This is a genomic window from Thermosipho japonicus, assembly GCF_014201655.1.
Taxonomy (GTDB): Bacteria; Thermotogota; Thermotogae; order Thermotogales; family Fervidobacteriaceae; genus Thermosipho; species Thermosipho japonicus.
Genome location: NZ_JACHEX010000003.1, coordinates 197,669 through 216,048, shown reverse-complemented (window position 1 = coordinate 216,048; position 18,380 = coordinate 197,669). Strand labels below are relative to the sequence as shown.

The window sequence follows — 18,380 nt, the reverse complement described above, 5'->3', positions numbered from 1 at the left end:
CCACCCCCTTTCATAGTTAGTTTATCACAAAATACTGATTAATTCTAATTCTTGACAGAAAATTCATTTTTTATACATATTAACATTAATATATATGTGTTATAATGATATGAAAAGAAATATGGAGGTGAGATAATGCAGCCACAGTTTAATTTGAATAATGAAAACACAAAAATTAAAGAAAAGATGAAAAATGTAAAACACAAAATAGCAGTTTTAAGTGGAAAAGGTGGAGTTGGAAAGACCACAGTTGCAGTAAACCTTGCAACAGCACTTGCAGAGAGCGGTTACAAGGTAGGGCTTCTTGACCTTGATATGCACGGTCCTAACATAGTAAGGATGCTTGGTGAAAAAAACCCATCTGTTGATGGTGAAGAGATAGTTCCTGCTGAAATTTTACCTAATTTAAAGGCCCTTTCTATAGGTATGCTTGTTGAAAGCGGAAAAGCAGTCATATGGAGAGGTCCACTCAAACATTCTGCTATAAAGCAGTTTTTGGGAGATACAAAATGGGGTGAACTTGACTTTTTAATTTTTGATTTACCACCTGGAACAGGCGATGAAGCGTTGAGTTTATTCCAAACACTCGATGATCTAGATGGAGTAGTTATGGTAACCACACCTCAAAAAGTAGCCCTTGATGATGTAAGAAGGGCAATTGATTTTGTACATTCGATGAACAAAAAATTAATTGGTATAGTCGAAAATATGTCATTTGTAAGGTGCCCAAAATGCGGAGAAAAAATTGAAATATTTGGAAGTGGCGGAGGAAGAATTCTTGCAGAAGAATACAATGTAGAGCTTTTAGGACAAATTCCTCTTGATCCAAAGGCTGCAAAACTTGCAGATGAAGGAAAGCCGGTTACACTTTATATGAGAGAGAGTGAAGTTGAAGAAGAATTTAGAAAGATTGCTGAAAAGGTTGCAAAATCTGTAGAGGTGGAATAAATGAGAATCGAACCAACCGGGGATCCTAAGATAAAAAATGAAAACATAAAGAAGAAAAAAGGTTTAAAAGGAAAACACAAAGTCAGTTTTTCCAGTGAAACCCCCGGTTTTTTCGATGTTTTACTTGATGTGGAAGAAGAACAAATAAACCAAGAACTTGAAAGAATAGTAAATGACATTCTGGAGGCGGGGAACGATTTTGTTCGTTCCCCAACTCCAGATTCTTTAAGAAAATACAAAGAAAAGATAAAAAAGTTTTTGAAGCTTATTGAGAAAAAGATGTACAAGCTTGGTGGAAAAATGGATTATGCAACTAATACTCCGCGTCTTCATGTTATTGTCGAAGAAATCGATTCAAAACTTCAAAATCTTGCAGAGAAATTGATTTCAAGTGAAGCCGGAACAATCAATTATGCTGCAAAGGTTGAGGAAATTAATGGACTTATTCTTGATTTGTATAAGTAAGGAGTAAGAGGTGAAAGTGTATGAATATTTTGGTAACAAACGATGATGGTGTAACAGCTGATGGAATACTATGTCTTGCTAGAACGCTAAGTAGAAAATACAAGGTAACAGTTGTTGCTCCAGAGACTGAGCAAAGTGCAGTTGGACATGCAATTACATTAAGACTTCCTCTGTGGCTTAGAAAGTTAGACATAAATGAAAACTTTGAGATATATTCTGTATCAGGAACACCAGCTGATTGTGTAAAAATGGGAATAGATGTTGTACTTGGGGAAAAACCTGATTTACTAATAAGTGGAATAAATAGGGGAAATAATTTAGGAACTGATGTTGTGTATTCAGGAACTGTTAGTGGAGCACTTGAGGGTGCTATAGCAGGTGTTCCTTCGATTGCAGTTTCAAGTTATAGCTTTGAAAATCCTATGTATGAAACAGCAGCAAAGTTTATACTAGATTTTCTTGAAGAATTTGATGTAAGATCTATTCCAAGGTTTACCGCTCTTAATATAAATGTACCTTCAATTCCATATGATCAGATTAAGGGATGGAAGTTGACACGACAGAGTAAGAGAATGTACGATGATTACTTTGAAAAGCGTGTTGATCCTTCTGGAGGAAATTACTATTGGATGATGGGAACTATAATTGAAGATGATCCTGATCCAAAGGCTGATTACAAGGCTATTGCTGAAAATTATGTTTCAGTGACTCCAATAAGTGTTTTCTTAACAAATGAAGAATATTTAAAAAGATTGGAGGAAAGGTATGAAGATAAGACTATACGGTGATCCAATCTTGAGAAAAAAGGCAAAAATAGTGGAAGATTTTAAATATATTCAACAAATAAAGGAAGACTTGTTAAAGACAATGTACCTTGAAGATGGTGTTGGACTTGCGGCACCACAGGTTGGTATCTCTTTAAGATTTTTTGCAATGGATGATGGCAGTGGTCCTCTAATTATTGTAAATCCTGAGATAATAGAACATTCTCAGGAAAAAGAAATTGGAGAAGAAGGTTGTTTAAGTCTTCCAGGTATTTTTGAAGATGTTGAAAGGTATAAATGGGTAAAATTAAGATATCAAGATGAATATGGGAAAGTTCAGGAAAAGTTGTTTGAGGGATATAGTGCAAGGATTGTTCAACACGAAAGGGACCATTTAGATGGAATACTCTTTATTGATCATCTGCCAACTAGCGTAAAAAGACGACTTTCTACTGAGCTTTCTAAAATAATGAGGATGAGAATGGAGGAAAAAAAGTGAATTTTGAAGATTTTAACTTGAGTGAAAAAACGTTAAGGGCAATCAATGAGAAAGGATTTGAAAGTCCAACGCCAGTACAGGAAAAGGTAATACCTATACTCTTGAAAAAGGAGAAGAATTTAATAGTACAGGCAAAAACTGGAACAGGAAAGACAGCAGCATTTGGAATACCATTAATTGAACTACTAGAAAACAAGGGGTATGTTCAAGCGATTATTTTAACACCAACAAGGGAACTTGCACTCCAGGTTTCTGAAGAGATTAATTCTTTAAAGAGAAAGAAATTAAAAATTCTTCCAATATATGGTGGTCAATCTATTCAAAGACAGATTGATCATTTGAGAAAAGGTGTAGATATTGTCGTTGGAACCCCAGGAAGAATATTGGATCATCTTGAAAGGGGAACAATAGACCTTTCAAAAGTGGAATATTTTATTTTAGATGAAGCAGATGAAATGCTTGATATGGGATTTATTGATGATGTTGAAAAGATATTAAAAAGTACATCTGATGATAAATTTTTCTTGATGTTTTCTGCAACAATTCCAAAGAGAATAATTGATCTTGCAAAAAAGTATATAAAAAATTATGAGGTTATAAAGATTCAGGATAAGCAGTTGACAACAAATTTAACAGAACAGATTTATATTGAACTAAGAGAAAGTGATAAATTTGAGGCGTTGTGTAGAATAATAGACATGGAAGAAGAGTTCTATGGTATGGTATTTTGCAGAACAAAAGTTGAGGTTGATACTGTATCATCAAAATTAATTGAAAGAGGATATGATGCAGAAGCACTTCATGGAGATTTTTCTCAATATCAAAGGGAAAGAGTATTAAAAAAATTCAGAGAAAAAAAGGTAAATATTCTTGTTGCAACCGATGTTGCTGCACGTGGAATTGATATAACAGGATTAACACACGTTATTAATTATTCAATTCCTTTAAATCCTGAACATTACGTTCACAGAATAGGAAGAACGGGAAGAGCCGGAAAAGAAGGTGTTGCGATAACTTTTGTAACTCCAAGGGAATACAGACAATTGTTTAGAATAAAGAAGTTTTCTAATGCTAAGATAAAGGAAGGAAAAGTCCCATCTGTAGATCAGATTATAAAGACAAAGGCGAAAAAGATAAAAAAACAAGTTGTTGAAAATAATTCTAAAAAACATAATATTTATTATGAACTTGCAAAAGAACTCCTCAATGAACTTCCTGCCGAAGAGGTTGTTGCAACATTGCTTAGTATGGGCTATAAATCTTTAAACCCAGAAAGTTACAGTAATATTTCTCAAATTTCCTCAAGGAAAGAAGAAGTTGTAAGATTATTTATTGCACTTGGAAAGCAATCTGGAATTAACAAAAAGCAGTTGATTGATTACATAGTTAAAAATACCGGGATATCAAGTAAGGTTATAAGTGATATTACGGTATTGGATAAATTTTCCTTTATTACCGTTCCATACAGAGAGGCTGAAATAATTCTTTCCGTCTTTAAAAAGAGAGGAAGAAGATCAATAGTGTCAAAAGCAAGGGCGAGAAACTAGGAGGTGGATTTTGTGAAGAAGCTTGGTATGGTAGTTTTAGCATCTTTTATTCTTTTATCATTTGTACTCTTGTTTGCAGGAGGGGATAGCGCTCAAGGTCCAAAACTTGCCTACATTGATTCTACAAAGGTTTTACAATCATACGATAAATGGATTGACCTTCAGGCAAAGTATCAGGAAGATGTTCAATTTTATCAAAAAAAGTTAAATGAACTTGCAGCTGAGATTAACAATATGAAAGAAAAAGGTACAGCAGCGGATTTAATAAATGCAAAAATTGCAGAGTACAATCAAAAGCAAAAACAATACTCTGATTTGTTAAACAGCGAATACCAGAAAAAGTTTGCAGAGCTTGAGCAGGAAATACTTCAAAAGATAGCAGAATATGCAGAGATAATGGGTTATGATTTTGTATTTAATAGCAAAACGATGGCATATGGAAATTCAAAGTACGATATTACCGCTCAATTTATTGAGTATTTAAAAAGTATGGCTCAATAAAAGGTAATATGGAGATAGTATGTAAGGATGTAAAAAAAAGATTCGGTAGAAAACAGGTTTTAAATGGTATAAATTTAAATGTTAAAACAGGTGAAGTGGTAGGCTTGCTGGGGCCAAATGGTTCCGGCAAGACTACTTTATTTAATATTATACTTGGTGTTGTTATCCCAAGCTCTGGAAAAATTTATTTAGGTAAAAGAGATATTACGAAAATTCCTATACATAAAAGGGCGAAACTTGGTATAACGTATCTTCAACAAGAAACATCAGTTTTTAGACAATTATCCGTTGAAGATAATTTAAAACTTGTTATTGAATATCATGATAAAGATGTGAAAAAAATACCAAAACTATTAAAAGAATTTGGAATAGATTCGTTAAAGGAACAATATGCGTTTTATCTTTCAGGCGGTGAAAAAAGACGACTTGAACTTGCAAGAATGATGACCCTTTCTCCAAAGTTTTTGTTGCTTGATGAACCTTTTGTTGGTATAGATCCAAAAACGGTTAAAGAAATTCAAAAGATGGTTATATCATTAAAAGAGCGAGGACTTGGTATAATTATAACGGATCACAGTGTGGATGCATTAAAAGATATTGTTGACAGATTATATGTAATACACAAAGGTGATATAATTGCAAGTGGACAGCCAGAAGAAGTTTTAAACGATGAAACTGTAAAAGAAGTTTATTTGGGGGGGTAGTTATGAAAATTATTTTGAGTTTAATTTTTTCTATTTGGGGACTTTTTGCACCTGAAAGTGTTGTTGTAGATAACAGTGGTGGATATTTTATTTCAAATATGGGGAAATTACATGTAAAAGATGGAAATGTTCTCTATCAATCAAAAGAAAAGAATGAGTATATCTTGTCTCTTGTTGATCCAAGAGGACTCTATTTAAATGGGAAAGATTTGTGGATTGTTGATTTTGATAGGCTGATAAAATATGATCTAAGTAGTAAAACATACAAAAGTTATTTTGCTACTTTTCCAAGGTACTTAAATGATGTTACTATGTATGAAGGAAAGATTTATGTTACTGACACTTACGGTAACTCTGTTTATATCTTAGAGAATGATAAATTAAATGTTGTCTTTAATATTTTAAGACCAAACGGTATTACAACTGACGGAAAATATTTGTATGTAATTTCTTTTGAAAATCCTGCAGTGGTTTATAAATGTTCTAAAGAAGGTGTTGTTGAAAGCTTTACACTTTCAGATGTTAAAGGTGGAGATGGAATCTTTTTTGCTGATGATTTATTTTTTGTTTCAGGTTACAACTCCAAGAATGTAGTTGTATATGACAAAGAATGGAATAAACTACTTGAAAAGAATGGTTTTTCATCGCCTTCAGATCTGTATTATAAGGATGGATATTTGTATGTTCCGGATATGAAAGATGGAAAAATTTATGTATTTCAGGTAAAAAAGGAGAAAAGTAAATGAGTTATAGCTATCTTGTAAGGTTTAAAAAACTAGGTCCATATAGATTTGTAGCAGGGCTTGATACAATTACTATGATTGAGAGAACTTTTAGAAGAACAAATTTAAAATTAACTTTTACGGAAGGGTTTCATCCAAAACCTAAGTTTTCATATATTGATCCGGTTTCAACAGGTGTTATCGATCTTGCATTTTACGTAAATATAAATCTTGAAGAAGACTATGATCCCCAAGTTGTTTATAACGAAATTGCAGCGGTTCAGCCACTTCATTTGAAAATAGATAATGTAACTAAGAATTTTGTAAATTTATCAAAGATAGAAAAATATGAATTTTTAGTTTTTGTAAAAAAACCTTTTGATTTTGATACAACTAAAGTTATTGAAAAGAAAACAAAACGAGGGATACGTCAAATTAGCCTAGGTGTTCTTGAAAATGTAAGAAAATTTGAAAAAAAGGATTATGTTGTGATAAACTATATTATTAGAAAGGAAAATACTTTTAATCCATATCTTCTATCAGATAAAGTTTTTCTTGCGTTAAGAAAAGAAGCTTATATTCAAGATAATGCTCTTTCTTTTCTTTTTGAAAGGGGTGCTTAAATGAAAAAAATATTAGTGGTAGATGATTCTGAAGTTCTGCGAAAGATTACATCTTTTAATTTGAAGAAAGCCGGTTTTGAAGTTCATGAAGCAGTTGATGGTGTTGATGGTCTTGAGAAAATGAAAGAAATAATGCCAGATTTGATAATTCTAGATATTATGATGCCAAGGCTTGACGGTTTTGGAGTTTTAAAGGAAAAAGGTCAAGATGAATCAATTAAGGATATCCCGGTTATAATCTTAACTGCAAAAGGTGGTAGCGAAGATGAAAGGCTTGCAAAATCTCTCGGGGCAAAGATGGTAATCACCAAACCGTTTAGTCCTTCACAACTAATTGAGGAAGTTAAGAGGTTGATTGGAAATGATTAAAAGATTACAAGATGTTTATGAAATGCTGTGCAGAATTTCTGGTAAAGAACCAAAAGTTTATGAATCAGAAGAAAAACTGTTGAATGCAATTGAAGAGGAAATAGAAAAAATAAATGCAGAAATTTTAGCTTACAAGCAAGAACTTGAGTCTTCAACCATTTTAATAGAAAGTCAACTTGAAGAGATAACGAGGTTGTATGAAGAAATTTCTACACTTTTTGAAATTAGTAAGATTATTGCTTCTAATATTGAGACAAAGCAGATTTTAAAACCTATACTTTATACATTGAAGAAGGCAATGGGATTTAAATGTGGAATTATTTCTTTGAATTATGAGAGAAAGGTTATGGAAACAGTTGGAACATGTCCAGAAAATATTAATCAGCTTGTTAGTGAGGAGGTAGATGAATTTTCCTCGGAGACAGTTATTAAAGAAAGATGTGAAAAATTAAATAATGAAAGTATAATTTTTAAATATATCTCAACTGCATCTGATGAAAAGGCCGGTTATCTATTATTTGTTGGAAAAGAAAGTGGTTCTATTTTTACCGCGGGAGATAAAAAGATCGTAGAATCTACGGCTCAGCAGATTTCAGGGAGTATTGAAAGAGAAATAGCATTGAAAGAAGAAATTGAAAGAGAAAGATTAAACCAACAGATAGAAATTGCAAGAAATATCCAACTTAATTTCTTTCCAAAGAAGTTTCCACATGATGATAATTTTGATTCTTTTGGTGAAAGCACACCAGCAATACATGTTGGAGGAGATTATTTTGATGTCTTTGTAAAAAATGATTTTTTATTTGGAATTGTTGCTGATGTATCTGGAAAAGGTCTTCCTGCGTCTTTAATTATGTCTTCTATGAGAAGTGCTTTTAAGTCTTTGATAGAAAGTACTGATGGAGATTTAAAAAGGACGTTTAATAGTCTAAATAATATGGTTTCTGTAGATGTAGGCGAGGATAGATTTGTAACATGTGTTTCTTTTAAGATATCAAGAGATGGTATTCTTGAAGTAATAAATGCTGGGCATGATCCACTTTATATAGTAAATTCTTCTTCCATATCTAAAGTTAAATCTACAAATACTCCTCTTGGAATGTTTGAAGATATGGATTTTGAGGTTCAAACATTTAAACTTTCTAGTGGTGATTTAATTTTTGCATATACGGATGGAATTCCTGAAGCAAGGAATTTAAGTGGAGAAGAATATGATTTTGAACGCCTTGAGAGGATTTTAAAAAAAGTTTATCTTTTATCTGCAAAGGAAATAATATATAACGTTGAGAATGATGTTTTTAGATTTTCTCAGGGTGCACCGCAGCACGATGATATGACTTTACTTGCTATTAAATATTTTAATTAGGAGGTGTATTGATGGTAGATGTAGGTTCTTTAAGTAAGGGAATGTACATAAAATATGAAGGTGAAATTTACAGGGTAATTGATGTAAACAAGCATTTTAGGGCAAGAGGATCAGGCTTAATTAGGACAAAACTTAAAAATATATCTACAGGACTTGTAAGGGAAGTGAATTTCAATAGTGGTGAAAAAGTAGAAGAAGCGGAAATTACATTTAGAAAAGCTTCCTATATATATAACGATGGTGAAAGCTATTACTTTATGGATAATGAGACATTTGAACAATATGGTATTCCTGAAAGTGATATAGAAGAAGAAAAAAATTATTTAGTTGAAAATACAGAAGTGGATTTGATAATGCATGAAGGTAAACCTATTGGAATACAACTTCCAACAAGCGTTGTTCTTGAAGTTGTAGAAACAGACCCAGGTTTTAAAGGAGATACCGTTTCTGGTGGAGGAAAACCTGCTGTTTTGGAAACAGGATTGAAGATAACTGTCCCATTCTTTGTTGAGAAAGGTCAAAAAGTAAGGGTAGATACAAGAACAGGTGAGTACATAGAAAGGGCATAAAAAGGAGGGGGAGCCCATGGATTTTGAACAAGGAAGTATAAATATTAGTGATGAAGTTTTAAAGGAAATAGCGTTTAGAAGTTTTTTAGAAGTTCTTGAGTTGTCTGCAGATGATAAAGATGCAAAAAAGTTAAAAAGAAATATTGAAATTGAAAGGACACCTGATGATAACGTAATAGTAAGTGTTAAAACCGTGGCTCCATATGGAAAGAGTTTAGTTGAATTTGGAAAGAAAATTATGCAGAATATTTCAGAAAATATTCAAAGAATGACGGAACTTCAAGTATCTGCAGTTAACGTTTCTATAGTTGATGTAGTTGAAAAAATAGAGCCAGCAGAGGAGGAAGAATAATTGATAAAAAGGCGTCATAAAATGCGCGAAAGTGTTTTTAAAACACTTTTTCAATGGGACTTTCAAAAAGATGAAGATTTGACTGAAATAGCAAAGCAGCATATAAGTTCGCTAGAAGATGAAAAGCTTAGAGAGCAAGCATATTGTTATATAGAGGGGATTAAGAGAACTATAGAATCTTTAGATGAAATTATTTCTAAGTATCTTCAAAATTGGACATTAGATAGGCTTTCTGTGACGGATAGAAACATTTTAAGACTTGGAACGTATGAACTTTTATACGTCGAAGATGTTCCTATAGAAGTTACTTTAGATGAAATGATAGAGCTTGGAAAGACATATGGAACTGAAAATAGTGGTAAATTCATTAATGGGGTATTAGATAGAATAGCCAAGGGGGAAGCACCTAAAGAAAAATTTGATATGTAAGAAAAATATAGGGGGGTAAATATTTCTTTTTCTGAGGTTTTAGTTGGAATAATAATAGCAGTTATAGTTTTAGCATCATGTTGTATGATGCTAAATTCTGTTTTTAATTGGTATTTTACCATTAAAAGGGACTATTTAAGAAGCCTTGAAGCCTTTTATATTGTAAATTATATAAGGCACGATTTTTATTCCCGTGGCGTTTCTGAAATTGTATATATTTCACCGCAGAGTATTTCTTTTAAGGAAAGAATAAAGACGGGTGCTATTAAGAGTGTAAGATACAAAATTTTGGATTATAACGGAAAATGTGTTGTTGAAAGACAAGCAAGTGATGGTAGGAATTATTTTGGTCCTTTTAAAGAAAAAATTGAATTTGAAGATGGCAAAGGTTATATTCTTATAAAAAGCTATATTGGAAAATTTATACTTCCTAAAAAGCCTGTTGACAAGGTAATACGAAAACTAATACCTCTCTTTTAAGCTGTATACGTATGCAAGAACCTCTGCAACAGCTCTGTATAGTTTTTGGGGTATTTCATCACCTATTTCTACGCTAAAATACAATTCCCTTGCAAGTGGTGGATTTCTTAATATTGGTACGTTGTTTTTCCTTGCAATTTCCTTTATTTTTTGCGCGAGTTTATCTGCACCTTTTGCAACAACTATTGGAACATCCATTTCATCTGAGTCATACTTAATTGCAACAGCAAAGTGTGTTGGGTTTGTTACTACAACGGTAGCTTCAGGTACTTCCTGCATCATTCTATGCATAGAATATTGCATCATGATTTGACGCTGCTTCCTTTTAATTTCAGGATTTCCTTCCACTTCTTTAAATTCTTCCTTTACTTCTTGCTTTGTCATTCTTATATTTTTTTCATATTCATATCTTGAAAAAAAGTAATCAGCAATTGAGACAATAAATAGTGCGATACCACATTTAATTAAAAGCTCAAATGTGATGTCCCAGATAAGAAGTGCACCTTCACTTACACTTGTATCTGTTGCAAGAAGGAGCTTGTTCCAATTTGATTTTACGACAAGGTATCCAACATAGCCAACAATCACTAGTTTTAGAATGGATTTAAGAAGTTCAAAAAGTGATCTAAGGGAAAACATTCTTTTAAGACCGCTAATTGGGTTTATCTTTGAAAAATCAAGTTTAATGCTTTTAAAAGTTATTAAAAATTTTGTTTGAAGACTTCCAGTAACAATTCCAGTCATCATTACAAGCGCAACAAAAATAATAAGGTCTATTATAACACCTTTGAAAGCTTCTATTGTATAGATGCCAAGATCTTGTATAGTTAAAGAATCATATGATGGCAGTTTTGCAAAAAATGCAACAGCAGATTGAAGTCCAATTATAATTCCACGACCTAAGAAAGCAAAGCCAAGTACCGCAGCAAGAAACGTAAATCCAGAGGTTAACTCTCTGGATATCGGAACTTGTCCTTCTTCTCTTGCCTTTTGTCTTCTTCTTGGCGTTGCCTTTTCTGTTTTATCAGGGTCAGCAAATAATTGTAGATCTATCCTGAGAGAAATTGTTGAATTACCTTCTCTAAAAGCACAGGAAGTTTTGCGGAAGTCTCTGCCCATATCGGCACCATCCCTAAAAAGATTACGAATACCAAAAGCGATTTTAGAGGAATTCCGACCATAAAGACGTTCATCTGTGGAACAAGCCTTGAGAGTATTCCAAGTAGAACGTTTATTATAAACATATATCCAATTACCGGGAGCCCAATTTTTAAAGCAATAAAGAACATTTCGATAAATTTTGTTTCAATAAACTTTACTAAGGAAAAATCTAGTTTATCCAGGTATAAAGGAAAAATTTTTATAGAATCTACAACCCCTTGATATACAACCATGTGGCCATTTAGGGATATAAAAACAAACAATGAAAGAAGAAATATTAATTGTCCAACAATTGGAGTTTCTTCCATTGTAGGATCCATAGCGGTAGCAAGACCAAAACCAGATTCGATTCCTAACAACTCTCCTGCAATAGAAAATGCACCAAATATAAAATAAGCAAGAAGTCCTATGGCAAAGCCAATAAGGAAATTGTTTAGAAGAGAAAGAACGATAGTGATAACTGGTGTATCAAGTGGTATAGTATCTACCTGTGGTAGTGACATATAAGAGAGTGCAAGAACAAGAAAAGCCCTCACTGTCGTTGGCACGAATGCCGCTGACAGTAAGGGAGTAATTAAGAACATTCCAGTTAATCTGCTAATGAGCATTGCCCAATTCAAAAATTGTGTTTCGACAAAGTCGATTATTTCCATTATTTATTAATCTCCTATCTTAAACCATTTAGCTATTTGTTTAAGCCTTTCAGAGACTGAATCTATGTCTTTGACCATCTTGTTTAGTTTTTTAGAAAATTCTTCTAGCTTTTTCATTTTTACTTCAATTGTAGTCATTTTGTCGACAGTTTGTCCAACATTTTGAGCAGACCTTGAAGAAATTTCTACCATATGGTTGAATACCTCTTTTGTTTGTTCCAAAATAGAAGATACATTCTTTGTTGTATCAACAAGATTTTCAATACGTTGAGTTATTATTTTAAAGCTTTCAGAGAAATCTTCTTTGGTTTTTGAAAGAGCGTTAAAGCTTTCCTTTGAATTTTCGTATACAGCATTTAAACTCCCAAGATTTTCAGTGTAATTTTCCATATCTTTCATTAATTTTTTCGAGATTTCATTAATCTCGACTGATAGTTTCATTATCTCGTCTGCAACAACTGCAAATCCTTTTCCAGCTTCTCCTGCCCGTGCTGCTTCAATTGCCGCATTAAGTGCAAGAAGGTTGGTTTGATTTGCAACGTTTTGAATTTTAGAGATTTCTTCGGTTACTTGGTTAAATTGTCCAATTGTTTGGTTTATATAGCTATTGAATTTTTCGATAGTTTCCAGAGAATTTTTGATACTTTCATCGAATTCTCTGACAAATTTTTGGTTTTCATCAATTTTTTCTTCTGCTTCGAGTATTTCATCAACAAGATTTTCAAGAGTAGTTACAACTTGATTAATAACATCTTTTGCATTGTCTGTGCTTGATTTCATTTCATCAAAGTCGTCTAAAATAATAGATGTGTTGTTAGAAAATAGCTTTACGGCCTCAGAGACATCTTGAGAGGTTTTTTGCAAGATATTATTTAGCTCTTCAAGATTGTCAACTTCTGATACGAGTTGGTTTGAGCTTGTAAGGAGCTTTTTAGCAAAGTCTTTAAATGTTTCAGAAAGTTTTTTCAAAGAATCCAAGATTATTTTGAATTCTCCAGATGCTTTGTCACTTTCAATGTTTACAAATTTGCCTTCAGATAGTTTTTCAATTACAGTTTTTGAATGTTCTAAAGATTTAAGAAGTTGTTTGGTGATTACAACTATTAGAATGATACTAATAATAAGAATGATTAGTGCAAGAATTACAGATTTTTGAACGATTGCTTTATTATTGATTTTTAAGTTAATGTTTACATTTGGTTTTTCAAGTTCAGGAATTACAAATGGTTTTGGTTTTGGAAAGTTAAATCTTGTATCTATTTTTTCAAATGGAATTGCAACTTCAAGGGTACCTATTTTTTTACCAAGGTAAGTAAAACTACCTTTTTTTGCAAAGTAAGATTTTCCAAGAATTTCGATTATGTCATTTTTACTTTGTGAAAGTGGTTGTCCCGTTAATCTTTTTCCATCTTTTCCTACTTTAGTAGTAATAAGTGCTTTGTTATTCACATACAAGGTGATTTCAGAATTTGAAATTGATTTAATATTATCTAAAAAGCTGTTGTCTAATTTATTTACAAATACCACAAAGCCGTTTATTGTATTTCCAAGTACTGGGTGCATAACGGGAACTACAGCAATCGAGTATAGTGAATCTATGTATGGGAAGATAAAGGTTCGATAGAATACGGATTTAGAATTTAAAAGTTCTTTGAATATCTTTGAAAGTTCTTCCTTATATGGAGGTTTTTTGTAGAATGAAATATTTGCAGAGGTTGAAGAAACCTTTGCATATTCTACAACATATTTGTTATCAAAATCAGTATAAAGCTTGCTTTTTATTCTTGGTTTTTTTTCATCAATAGTCCAAAGCCCTGCATATTCAAAATTATATTTTTCTATAAAGGGAAATAAAAGAGCTTTTCTTTCCGTGATGGATAAATTTTTTTCATTTGCTGCATCTACAACCTCTTTTAAAGAAGCAGCAATTCTTGCACCAGTAAGAAGTTGTTCATTTTCTTGTTTTATTAAATTAATTACAGTTTGAAATGTAAAATTGGCTTGTGTTGAAAGAGTTTTTAAGTATATTTCATCAAATTTTTTCTGAATTTGTTGTTCTTGCTCCTTGACTGTTTTTGTAAGTTCATTGGTGTATTCTTCTGATTGTGCAATTATCTCATTTTGAAATTTTTGGAGATAATCTTCGTAACTTTTCACAACATTCTCGTTTATATTATTTTTAACTTCATCTTGTAAAGTGTCTAATTGAGAACTTACAGTTGATATATTGACATAAGTAACCAAAAACATTGGAATCGTTACCAAAAATATCGCAAACAACAAAATCTTTGTCCTAAAAGACATTTTATTTTGATGCCTCCTTATAGTTCTTTTATAAGCTCGGAGATTATTTTTACGATCATTCCTCCTGTCTTGTTTGCAACTTCTAGTACTTCTTCTGCAGTAAGTGGTTTGAGATCATCGTGAACAGCTTTGTCGGTAATTGCAGAAACTCCTAGTACTTTTAAACCACCATGATTTGCGACTATTACTTCAGGAACTGTCGACATACCTACTGCATCTGCTCCCATCCATCTGAGCATTTTTAATTCTGCTGGCGTTTCAAAGTTTGGGCCGGAAACTGCAACGTAAACACCTTCATAGAATGGTATATTTAACTTTTTTGCAATTTCTGTTGCTTTTTGCCTTAATTCTTTATCGTATGCATTTGACATATCTGGAAATCTTGGTCCCCATTCTTCAACGTTAGGTCCAATCAAAGGATTGTCTCCCATCATATTGATATGATCGGTAATGAACATTGGATGTCCAATTTCAAATTCTGGATTCATTCCACCTGCTGCGTTAGTAACAATTAAGATCTCAACCCCAAGAAGTTGCATTACCCTAATTGGGAACGTAACAGTTTTCATATCGTAGCCTTCATAGTAATGGAATCTTCCATTCATCAACATTACATCTTTTCCGTTTAATTTTCCAAAAATTAATTCTCCTTTGTGGCCTGGTGCTGTGGAAACTGGAAAACCTGGGATTTCTTTGTAGGAAAATTTCTTTGGGCTTTCAATACTTTCTGCAATTCCATGGAGACCAGAACCTAGTATAATAGCAATTTTTGGGATATTGTCAATGTGTTCTTTTAAAAACTCTACAGCTTTGTTGACTCTTTCAATGTATTCTTTCATCTTTAACTCCTCCTTTATCTTTTTTTGGAAATATCCAAAAATATTATATCATGATAAATTAAAAACAAGAAAAATCCCCTCCTAAGAAAAAGAAGGGGATTTTTCTAGATTATTTTTTTAATTATTCTTCATCAATTATATAGACAAGATCACCAGTCTTTAAAAGTGCAGCATTAGCCTCGTCTGTGTCAACGTGGAATTCAAGTGCGTATTTTTCGCTAACTCTTATTAAAACGTCGTCGAATATGAGCCTTCTGCCTTCTTTTTCGACCAAAACTTTTACTATATCTTTATCTTTTACGCCATATTTTTCAGCATCAGAAGTGTGCATGTGAATATGTCTTTTTGCTATAATAACACCTTTATCTTTAATTACACTGCCTTTTGGTCCAACGATTACTATTCCTGGTGTTCCATCAAGGTCTCCTGAATCTCTTACTGGAGGTCTGACCCCAATTTTAAATGCATCTGTAAGGGATATTTCAATTTGTGTCTCTTTTCTTTCTGGACCTAAAACTCTTACTTTTTCAATAGCACCTTTTGGACCAACTATGATAACAGTTTCTTGACAGGCGAATTGACCAGGTTGACCTAAATCTTTTATTGGAGTAAGTTGGTAGTCTTTTCCAAAAAGAATTTCTACATCTTCTCTTGAAAGGTGAACGTGTCTGTTACTTACACCAGCGATGATTCCAGGTTCTTTGATTTTCATTTTTTTAACCTCCTCTTTTTGGTTTTAGTAATCTATTTCTCAAAGCAACGTTAATATTTTCTGGAACGGTAATTTTGGCTACAAATGGTCCTCTTTTTATGTTGATAAAGCACAAACCATTTATTGAAATTTCTTGTTCTTGATCGACTAATATTCTTTCTGTTTTAAAGTTATATTTTGACATATCAGTTTTTTTACATGGTGGCAGCAAAAAATCTCCTGCTCTTTCGTAGATCAATTGATCTGCTCTTTCACTCTTTGTTTCATGAAAAGTTACTTTTTCAGGAGCAAATATTTGAAAAATCGGCTTTTTATCTCCATCAAATTCAACCTCTATTTTGCAAAAAGCACTAACTAAGATGGCACGTGACTGGTCAATTTTAAAAGTTTTTCTAGTTAAATTATTTGTTTTAAGTATTTTGGCCTGACACTCAGGAGATAAAAGATCTATGACTCTGTCATTTGTCAAAATTCCTGGAGTGTCGTATATGTAGGTGTTAAAAACTTTCCTTTTTACTATTCCAAGGGTTGTTCCAGGAAATGGAGATATTGTTGGATGTTCCTTTGTAAAAGCTGAAAGAAGAGAAGATTTTCCAACGTTGGTTACTCCTACGATTAAAATGTCTTTTTTTGAATCTTTAAAGAATTTTTCAAGTTTTTTCAAACCAAACCCATTTTTACTACTTGTGAGGAAGATTTTTTCAGAAGTTGTATTTAATCTTTTTTTTAGCCACTCTTGAGCTTCAATAGCGGAGAGTGATCTTGGAAGAAGGTCGAACTTTGTTATGGCAAAATACACATCTTTTCCTTGTAATTTCTCCATTATTTCATTTCTATACGTGCCTTCAAAGTCGGTAATATCTATAACGTATAATACTTTTTCAAAATTTTTAATAACTTTATCGATTTGGTGTAAAAATATTTCTTCTTGTACAGGTACTGTTAATTTTCCATAGTGGATTATTCTATAGCACCTTTGACATAATGGATCAGGTTCATTTTCCAAAATCTCTTTTGGGATATATCCTGGTTTTGTTGGATCTGTGTATTGAAGCTCTGCACCACAACCTCTACATTTCATACTTAACCTCCAATGTAGATTCTAAGTAATATGTATAGAAATCCTACTAATGAAGTAACAAAATAAGGTTTAAAAGCCCATTTCATGTATTCTCCAAATGAAAAGTTTCTTCCAATTTGCTTTGATAAAAGATTTACTCCAACGATATTTTGAACAGCACCAAGTGGGGTTAAATTTGTAGCAAGATTTGCACTTATTGCATATACCCACCAAAATGCTGGTGAAAAACCTGAAGCTACAAGAAGTTTAATAACAGGTGCTATGATCAATGTTCCTGGAACAGCACTGAGCCATGGAATTGAGATTGAAACAAATAAGAATATTACAAAGATTGATAAAAATTGGTGGTTTAAAAGTGGAGTAAATAAACCTGCAAGTAAGTTTGTAATACCAACTTCTTCTAGTGTAAAGGAAAGTATGTATAACCCGGCATAAAAGAATAGAGTATCCCAATCAATTTCATTACTTATATCGTTAAATTGTTTTCTGTGGAACAACATAACTGCTATTGCACCTAGGAGTGCAACAAATGAAAGATCAATTTCAATTACTTGATGAAGTCCAAAGAGTGATAAGACTATTAAGAAAACAGTTAGAGTAAATTTTAAAGATTTTTTATCTGTAATTGCTCTACTTTCATCTATACCAGAGAGCTTTTCTAACTTTTCTTCAACGGACTTATCGACTTTTGTGTATTTTTTAAACATAAATACGGATATTAAAAAGCTTATTATTGTAATAAACCACATGTTATTGATAAAATCATTAAAGCCTAAACCACTTACCGAGCCAAGAACTAGGTTCAAAGGACTTCCAATTAATGTTGACATACCCCCTATATTATCTATTATTATGGTTAGCATTAAAAATGGGATAGGGTTAAGGCCAAGAGAATCGGTAATTAAAAATATCATTGGGGCTATAAGGATGATTGTTACAAGATTATCTAAAAATGCAGAAGAAAGTGCAACCAGCGCCATCAATCCTACAATTGTTAAAAAGAACCTCTTTCCGCCCTTTTTAACAATTCTAATTGCAAGAAATTGGAAAAAGCCTGTCTTTTTCAAAAATTCAACAATCACCGTCATACCAGCTAAAAGTCCTAAGGTGTTAAAGTCAACTACTCTGCTTATATTCTCTGGTTCAAGACCTTCTACTAGTTTAAAAGCAGCAACTATGAGTGCAAGACCAAATACAATTGGAGCTTTATATTTTTTTCCAAAGATGATATAACCGTATGCGATTACTACTATTAATATTGCAAATATTTTTTCCACGAGTCTACCCCCTCT

The 18,380-nt window shown here is 32.5% G+C and carries 22 protein-coding genes; 15 read left to right on the top strand and 7 right to left on the bottom strand.

The annotated features are described in order from the left end of the window. The first annotated feature begins 135 nt into the window (after positions 1–135). The 15 genes from HNP65_RS06835 to HNP65_RS06765 all read left to right on the top strand — a co-directional run bounded on the left by HNP65_RS06835 (position 136) and on the right by HNP65_RS06765 (position 10,338). Positions 136–948 (top strand): Mrp/NBP35 family ATP-binding protein, encoded by an 813-nt coding sequence (locus tag HNP65_RS06835; protein WP_246348214.1) that lies wholly within the window; start codon positions 136–138, stop codon positions 946–948. Continuing rightward, on the top strand, positions 949–1,413 hold the full coding sequence (locus HNP65_RS06830) for a YaaR family protein (RefSeq protein WP_004100942.1): 465 nt from the start codon (positions 949–951) through the stop codon (positions 1,411–1,413). Between the two features lie 20 nt (positions 1,414–1,433). Further along, positions 1,434–2,201: a 5'/3'-nucleotidase SurE gene (gene surE, locus HNP65_RS06825; protein WP_184619536.1), complete on the top strand. Its 768-nt coding sequence runs from the start codon at positions 1,434–1,436 to the stop codon at positions 2,199–2,201. Then, positions 2,179–2,676 (top strand): peptide deformylase, encoded by a 498-nt coding sequence (gene def / locus HNP65_RS06820; protein ID WP_184619535.1) that lies wholly within the window; start codon positions 2,179–2,181, stop codon positions 2,674–2,676. Before surE ends, def begins: the two co-directional genes overlap by 23 nt. After that, positions 2,673–4,223, top strand: a complete 1,551-nt coding sequence (locus HNP65_RS06815) for a DEAD/DEAH box helicase (protein WP_184619534.1) — start codon at positions 2,673–2,675, stop codon at positions 4,221–4,223. The genes def and HNP65_RS06815 overlap by 4 nt, the downstream gene beginning before the upstream one ends. A gap of 12 nt (positions 4,224–4,235) precedes the next feature. Next, entirely contained in the window at positions 4,236–4,724 is a 489-nt protein-coding gene (locus HNP65_RS06810) for an OmpH family outer membrane protein (RefSeq protein ID WP_184619533.1), read from the top strand. Between the two features lie 8 nt (positions 4,725–4,732). Further along, positions 4,733–5,428 (top strand): LPS export ABC transporter ATP-binding protein, encoded by a 696-nt coding sequence (gene lptB / locus HNP65_RS06805; RefSeq protein WP_184619532.1) that lies wholly within the window; start codon positions 4,733–4,735, stop codon positions 5,426–5,428. Between the two features lie 2 nt (positions 5,429–5,430). Continuing rightward, positions 5,431–6,174: an NHL repeat-containing protein gene (locus HNP65_RS06800; RefSeq protein WP_184619531.1), complete on the top strand. Its 744-nt coding sequence runs from the start codon at positions 5,431–5,433 to the stop codon at positions 6,172–6,174. Continuing rightward, positions 6,171–6,773, top strand: a complete 603-nt coding sequence (locus tag HNP65_RS06795; protein WP_184619530.1) for a TIGR03936 family radical SAM-associated protein — start codon at positions 6,171–6,173, stop codon at positions 6,771–6,773. Before HNP65_RS06800 ends, HNP65_RS06795 begins: the two co-directional genes overlap by 4 nt. Then, entirely contained in the window at positions 6,774–7,142 is a 369-nt protein-coding gene (locus HNP65_RS06790) for a response regulator (RefSeq protein WP_184619529.1), read from the top strand. Continuing rightward, on the top strand, positions 7,135–8,508 hold the full coding sequence (locus HNP65_RS06785; protein WP_184619528.1) for a PP2C family protein-serine/threonine phosphatase: 1,374 nt from the start codon (positions 7,135–7,137) through the stop codon (positions 8,506–8,508). The genes HNP65_RS06790 and HNP65_RS06785 overlap by 8 nt, the downstream gene beginning before the upstream one ends. 11 nt (positions 8,509–8,519) lie before the next feature. Continuing rightward, a complete protein-coding gene (gene efp / locus HNP65_RS06780; RefSeq protein WP_184619527.1) occupies positions 8,520–9,077 on the top strand; it encodes an elongation factor P in 558 nt (185 codons plus the stop codon). Between the two features lie 16 nt (positions 9,078–9,093). Next, positions 9,094–9,429 carry an Asp23/Gls24 family envelope stress response protein gene (locus HNP65_RS06775; RefSeq protein ID WP_184619526.1) on the top strand — a complete coding sequence of 112 codons (336 nt, stop codon included), beginning with the start codon at positions 9,094–9,096 and terminating at the stop codon, positions 9,427–9,429. A gap of 21 nt (positions 9,430–9,450) precedes the next feature. Beyond that, positions 9,451–9,858: a transcription antitermination factor NusB gene (gene nusB, locus HNP65_RS06770; protein WP_425506716.1), complete on the top strand. Its 408-nt coding sequence runs from the start codon at positions 9,451–9,453 to the stop codon at positions 9,856–9,858. 87 nt (positions 9,859–9,945) lie between these two features. Further along, positions 9,946–10,338 (top strand): hypothetical protein, encoded by a 393-nt coding sequence (locus HNP65_RS06765; protein ID WP_246348213.1) that lies wholly within the window; start codon positions 9,946–9,948, stop codon positions 10,336–10,338. On the opposite strand, the gene flhB is transcribed toward HNP65_RS06765, so the two are convergent. The 7 genes from flhB to HNP65_RS06730 all read right to left on the bottom strand — a co-directional run bounded on the left by flhB (position 10,321) and on the right by HNP65_RS06730 (position 18,365). After that, positions 10,321–11,457 (bottom strand): flagellar biosynthesis protein FlhB, encoded by a 1,137-nt coding sequence (gene flhB, locus HNP65_RS06760; RefSeq protein ID WP_184619524.1) that lies wholly within the window; start codon positions 11,455–11,457, stop codon positions 10,321–10,323. The genes HNP65_RS06765 and flhB overlap by 18 nt on opposite strands. Beyond that, positions 11,388–12,152: a flagellar biosynthetic protein FliR gene (gene fliR / locus HNP65_RS06755; protein ID WP_184619523.1), complete on the bottom strand. Its 765-nt coding sequence runs from the start codon at positions 12,150–12,152 to the stop codon at positions 11,388–11,390. Before fliR ends, flhB begins: the two co-directional genes overlap by 70 nt. Before the next feature lie 6 nt (positions 12,153–12,158). Beyond that, positions 12,159–14,456 carry a methyl-accepting chemotaxis protein gene (locus tag HNP65_RS06750; protein ID WP_184619522.1) on the bottom strand — a complete coding sequence of 766 codons (2,298 nt, stop codon included), beginning with the start codon at positions 14,454–14,456 and terminating at the stop codon, positions 12,159–12,161. Between the two features lie 17 nt (positions 14,457–14,473). Further along, positions 14,474–15,295: a purine-nucleoside phosphorylase gene (locus HNP65_RS06745; protein WP_184619521.1), complete on the bottom strand. Its 822-nt coding sequence runs from the start codon at positions 15,293–15,295 to the stop codon at positions 14,474–14,476. 121 nt (positions 15,296–15,416) lie between these two features. Continuing rightward, a complete protein-coding gene (gene pduL, locus HNP65_RS06740; RefSeq protein ID WP_004100903.1) occupies positions 15,417–16,007 on the bottom strand; it encodes a phosphate propanoyltransferase in 591 nt (196 codons plus the stop codon). A gap of 4 nt (positions 16,008–16,011) precedes the next feature. Continuing rightward, the gene (gene yqeH, locus HNP65_RS06735) at positions 16,012–17,088 is read right to left on the bottom strand and encodes a ribosome biogenesis GTPase YqeH (protein ID WP_184619520.1); all 1,077 of its coding nucleotides are present in this window, start codon (positions 17,086–17,088) and stop codon (positions 16,012–16,014) included. A 2-nt stretch (positions 17,089–17,090) separates the two neighbouring features. Next, on the bottom strand, positions 17,091–18,365 hold the full coding sequence (locus tag HNP65_RS06730; protein ID WP_184619519.1) for an SLC13 family permease: 1,275 nt from the start codon (positions 18,363–18,365) through the stop codon (positions 17,091–17,093). Positions 18,366–18,380: the final 15 nt, after the last annotated feature.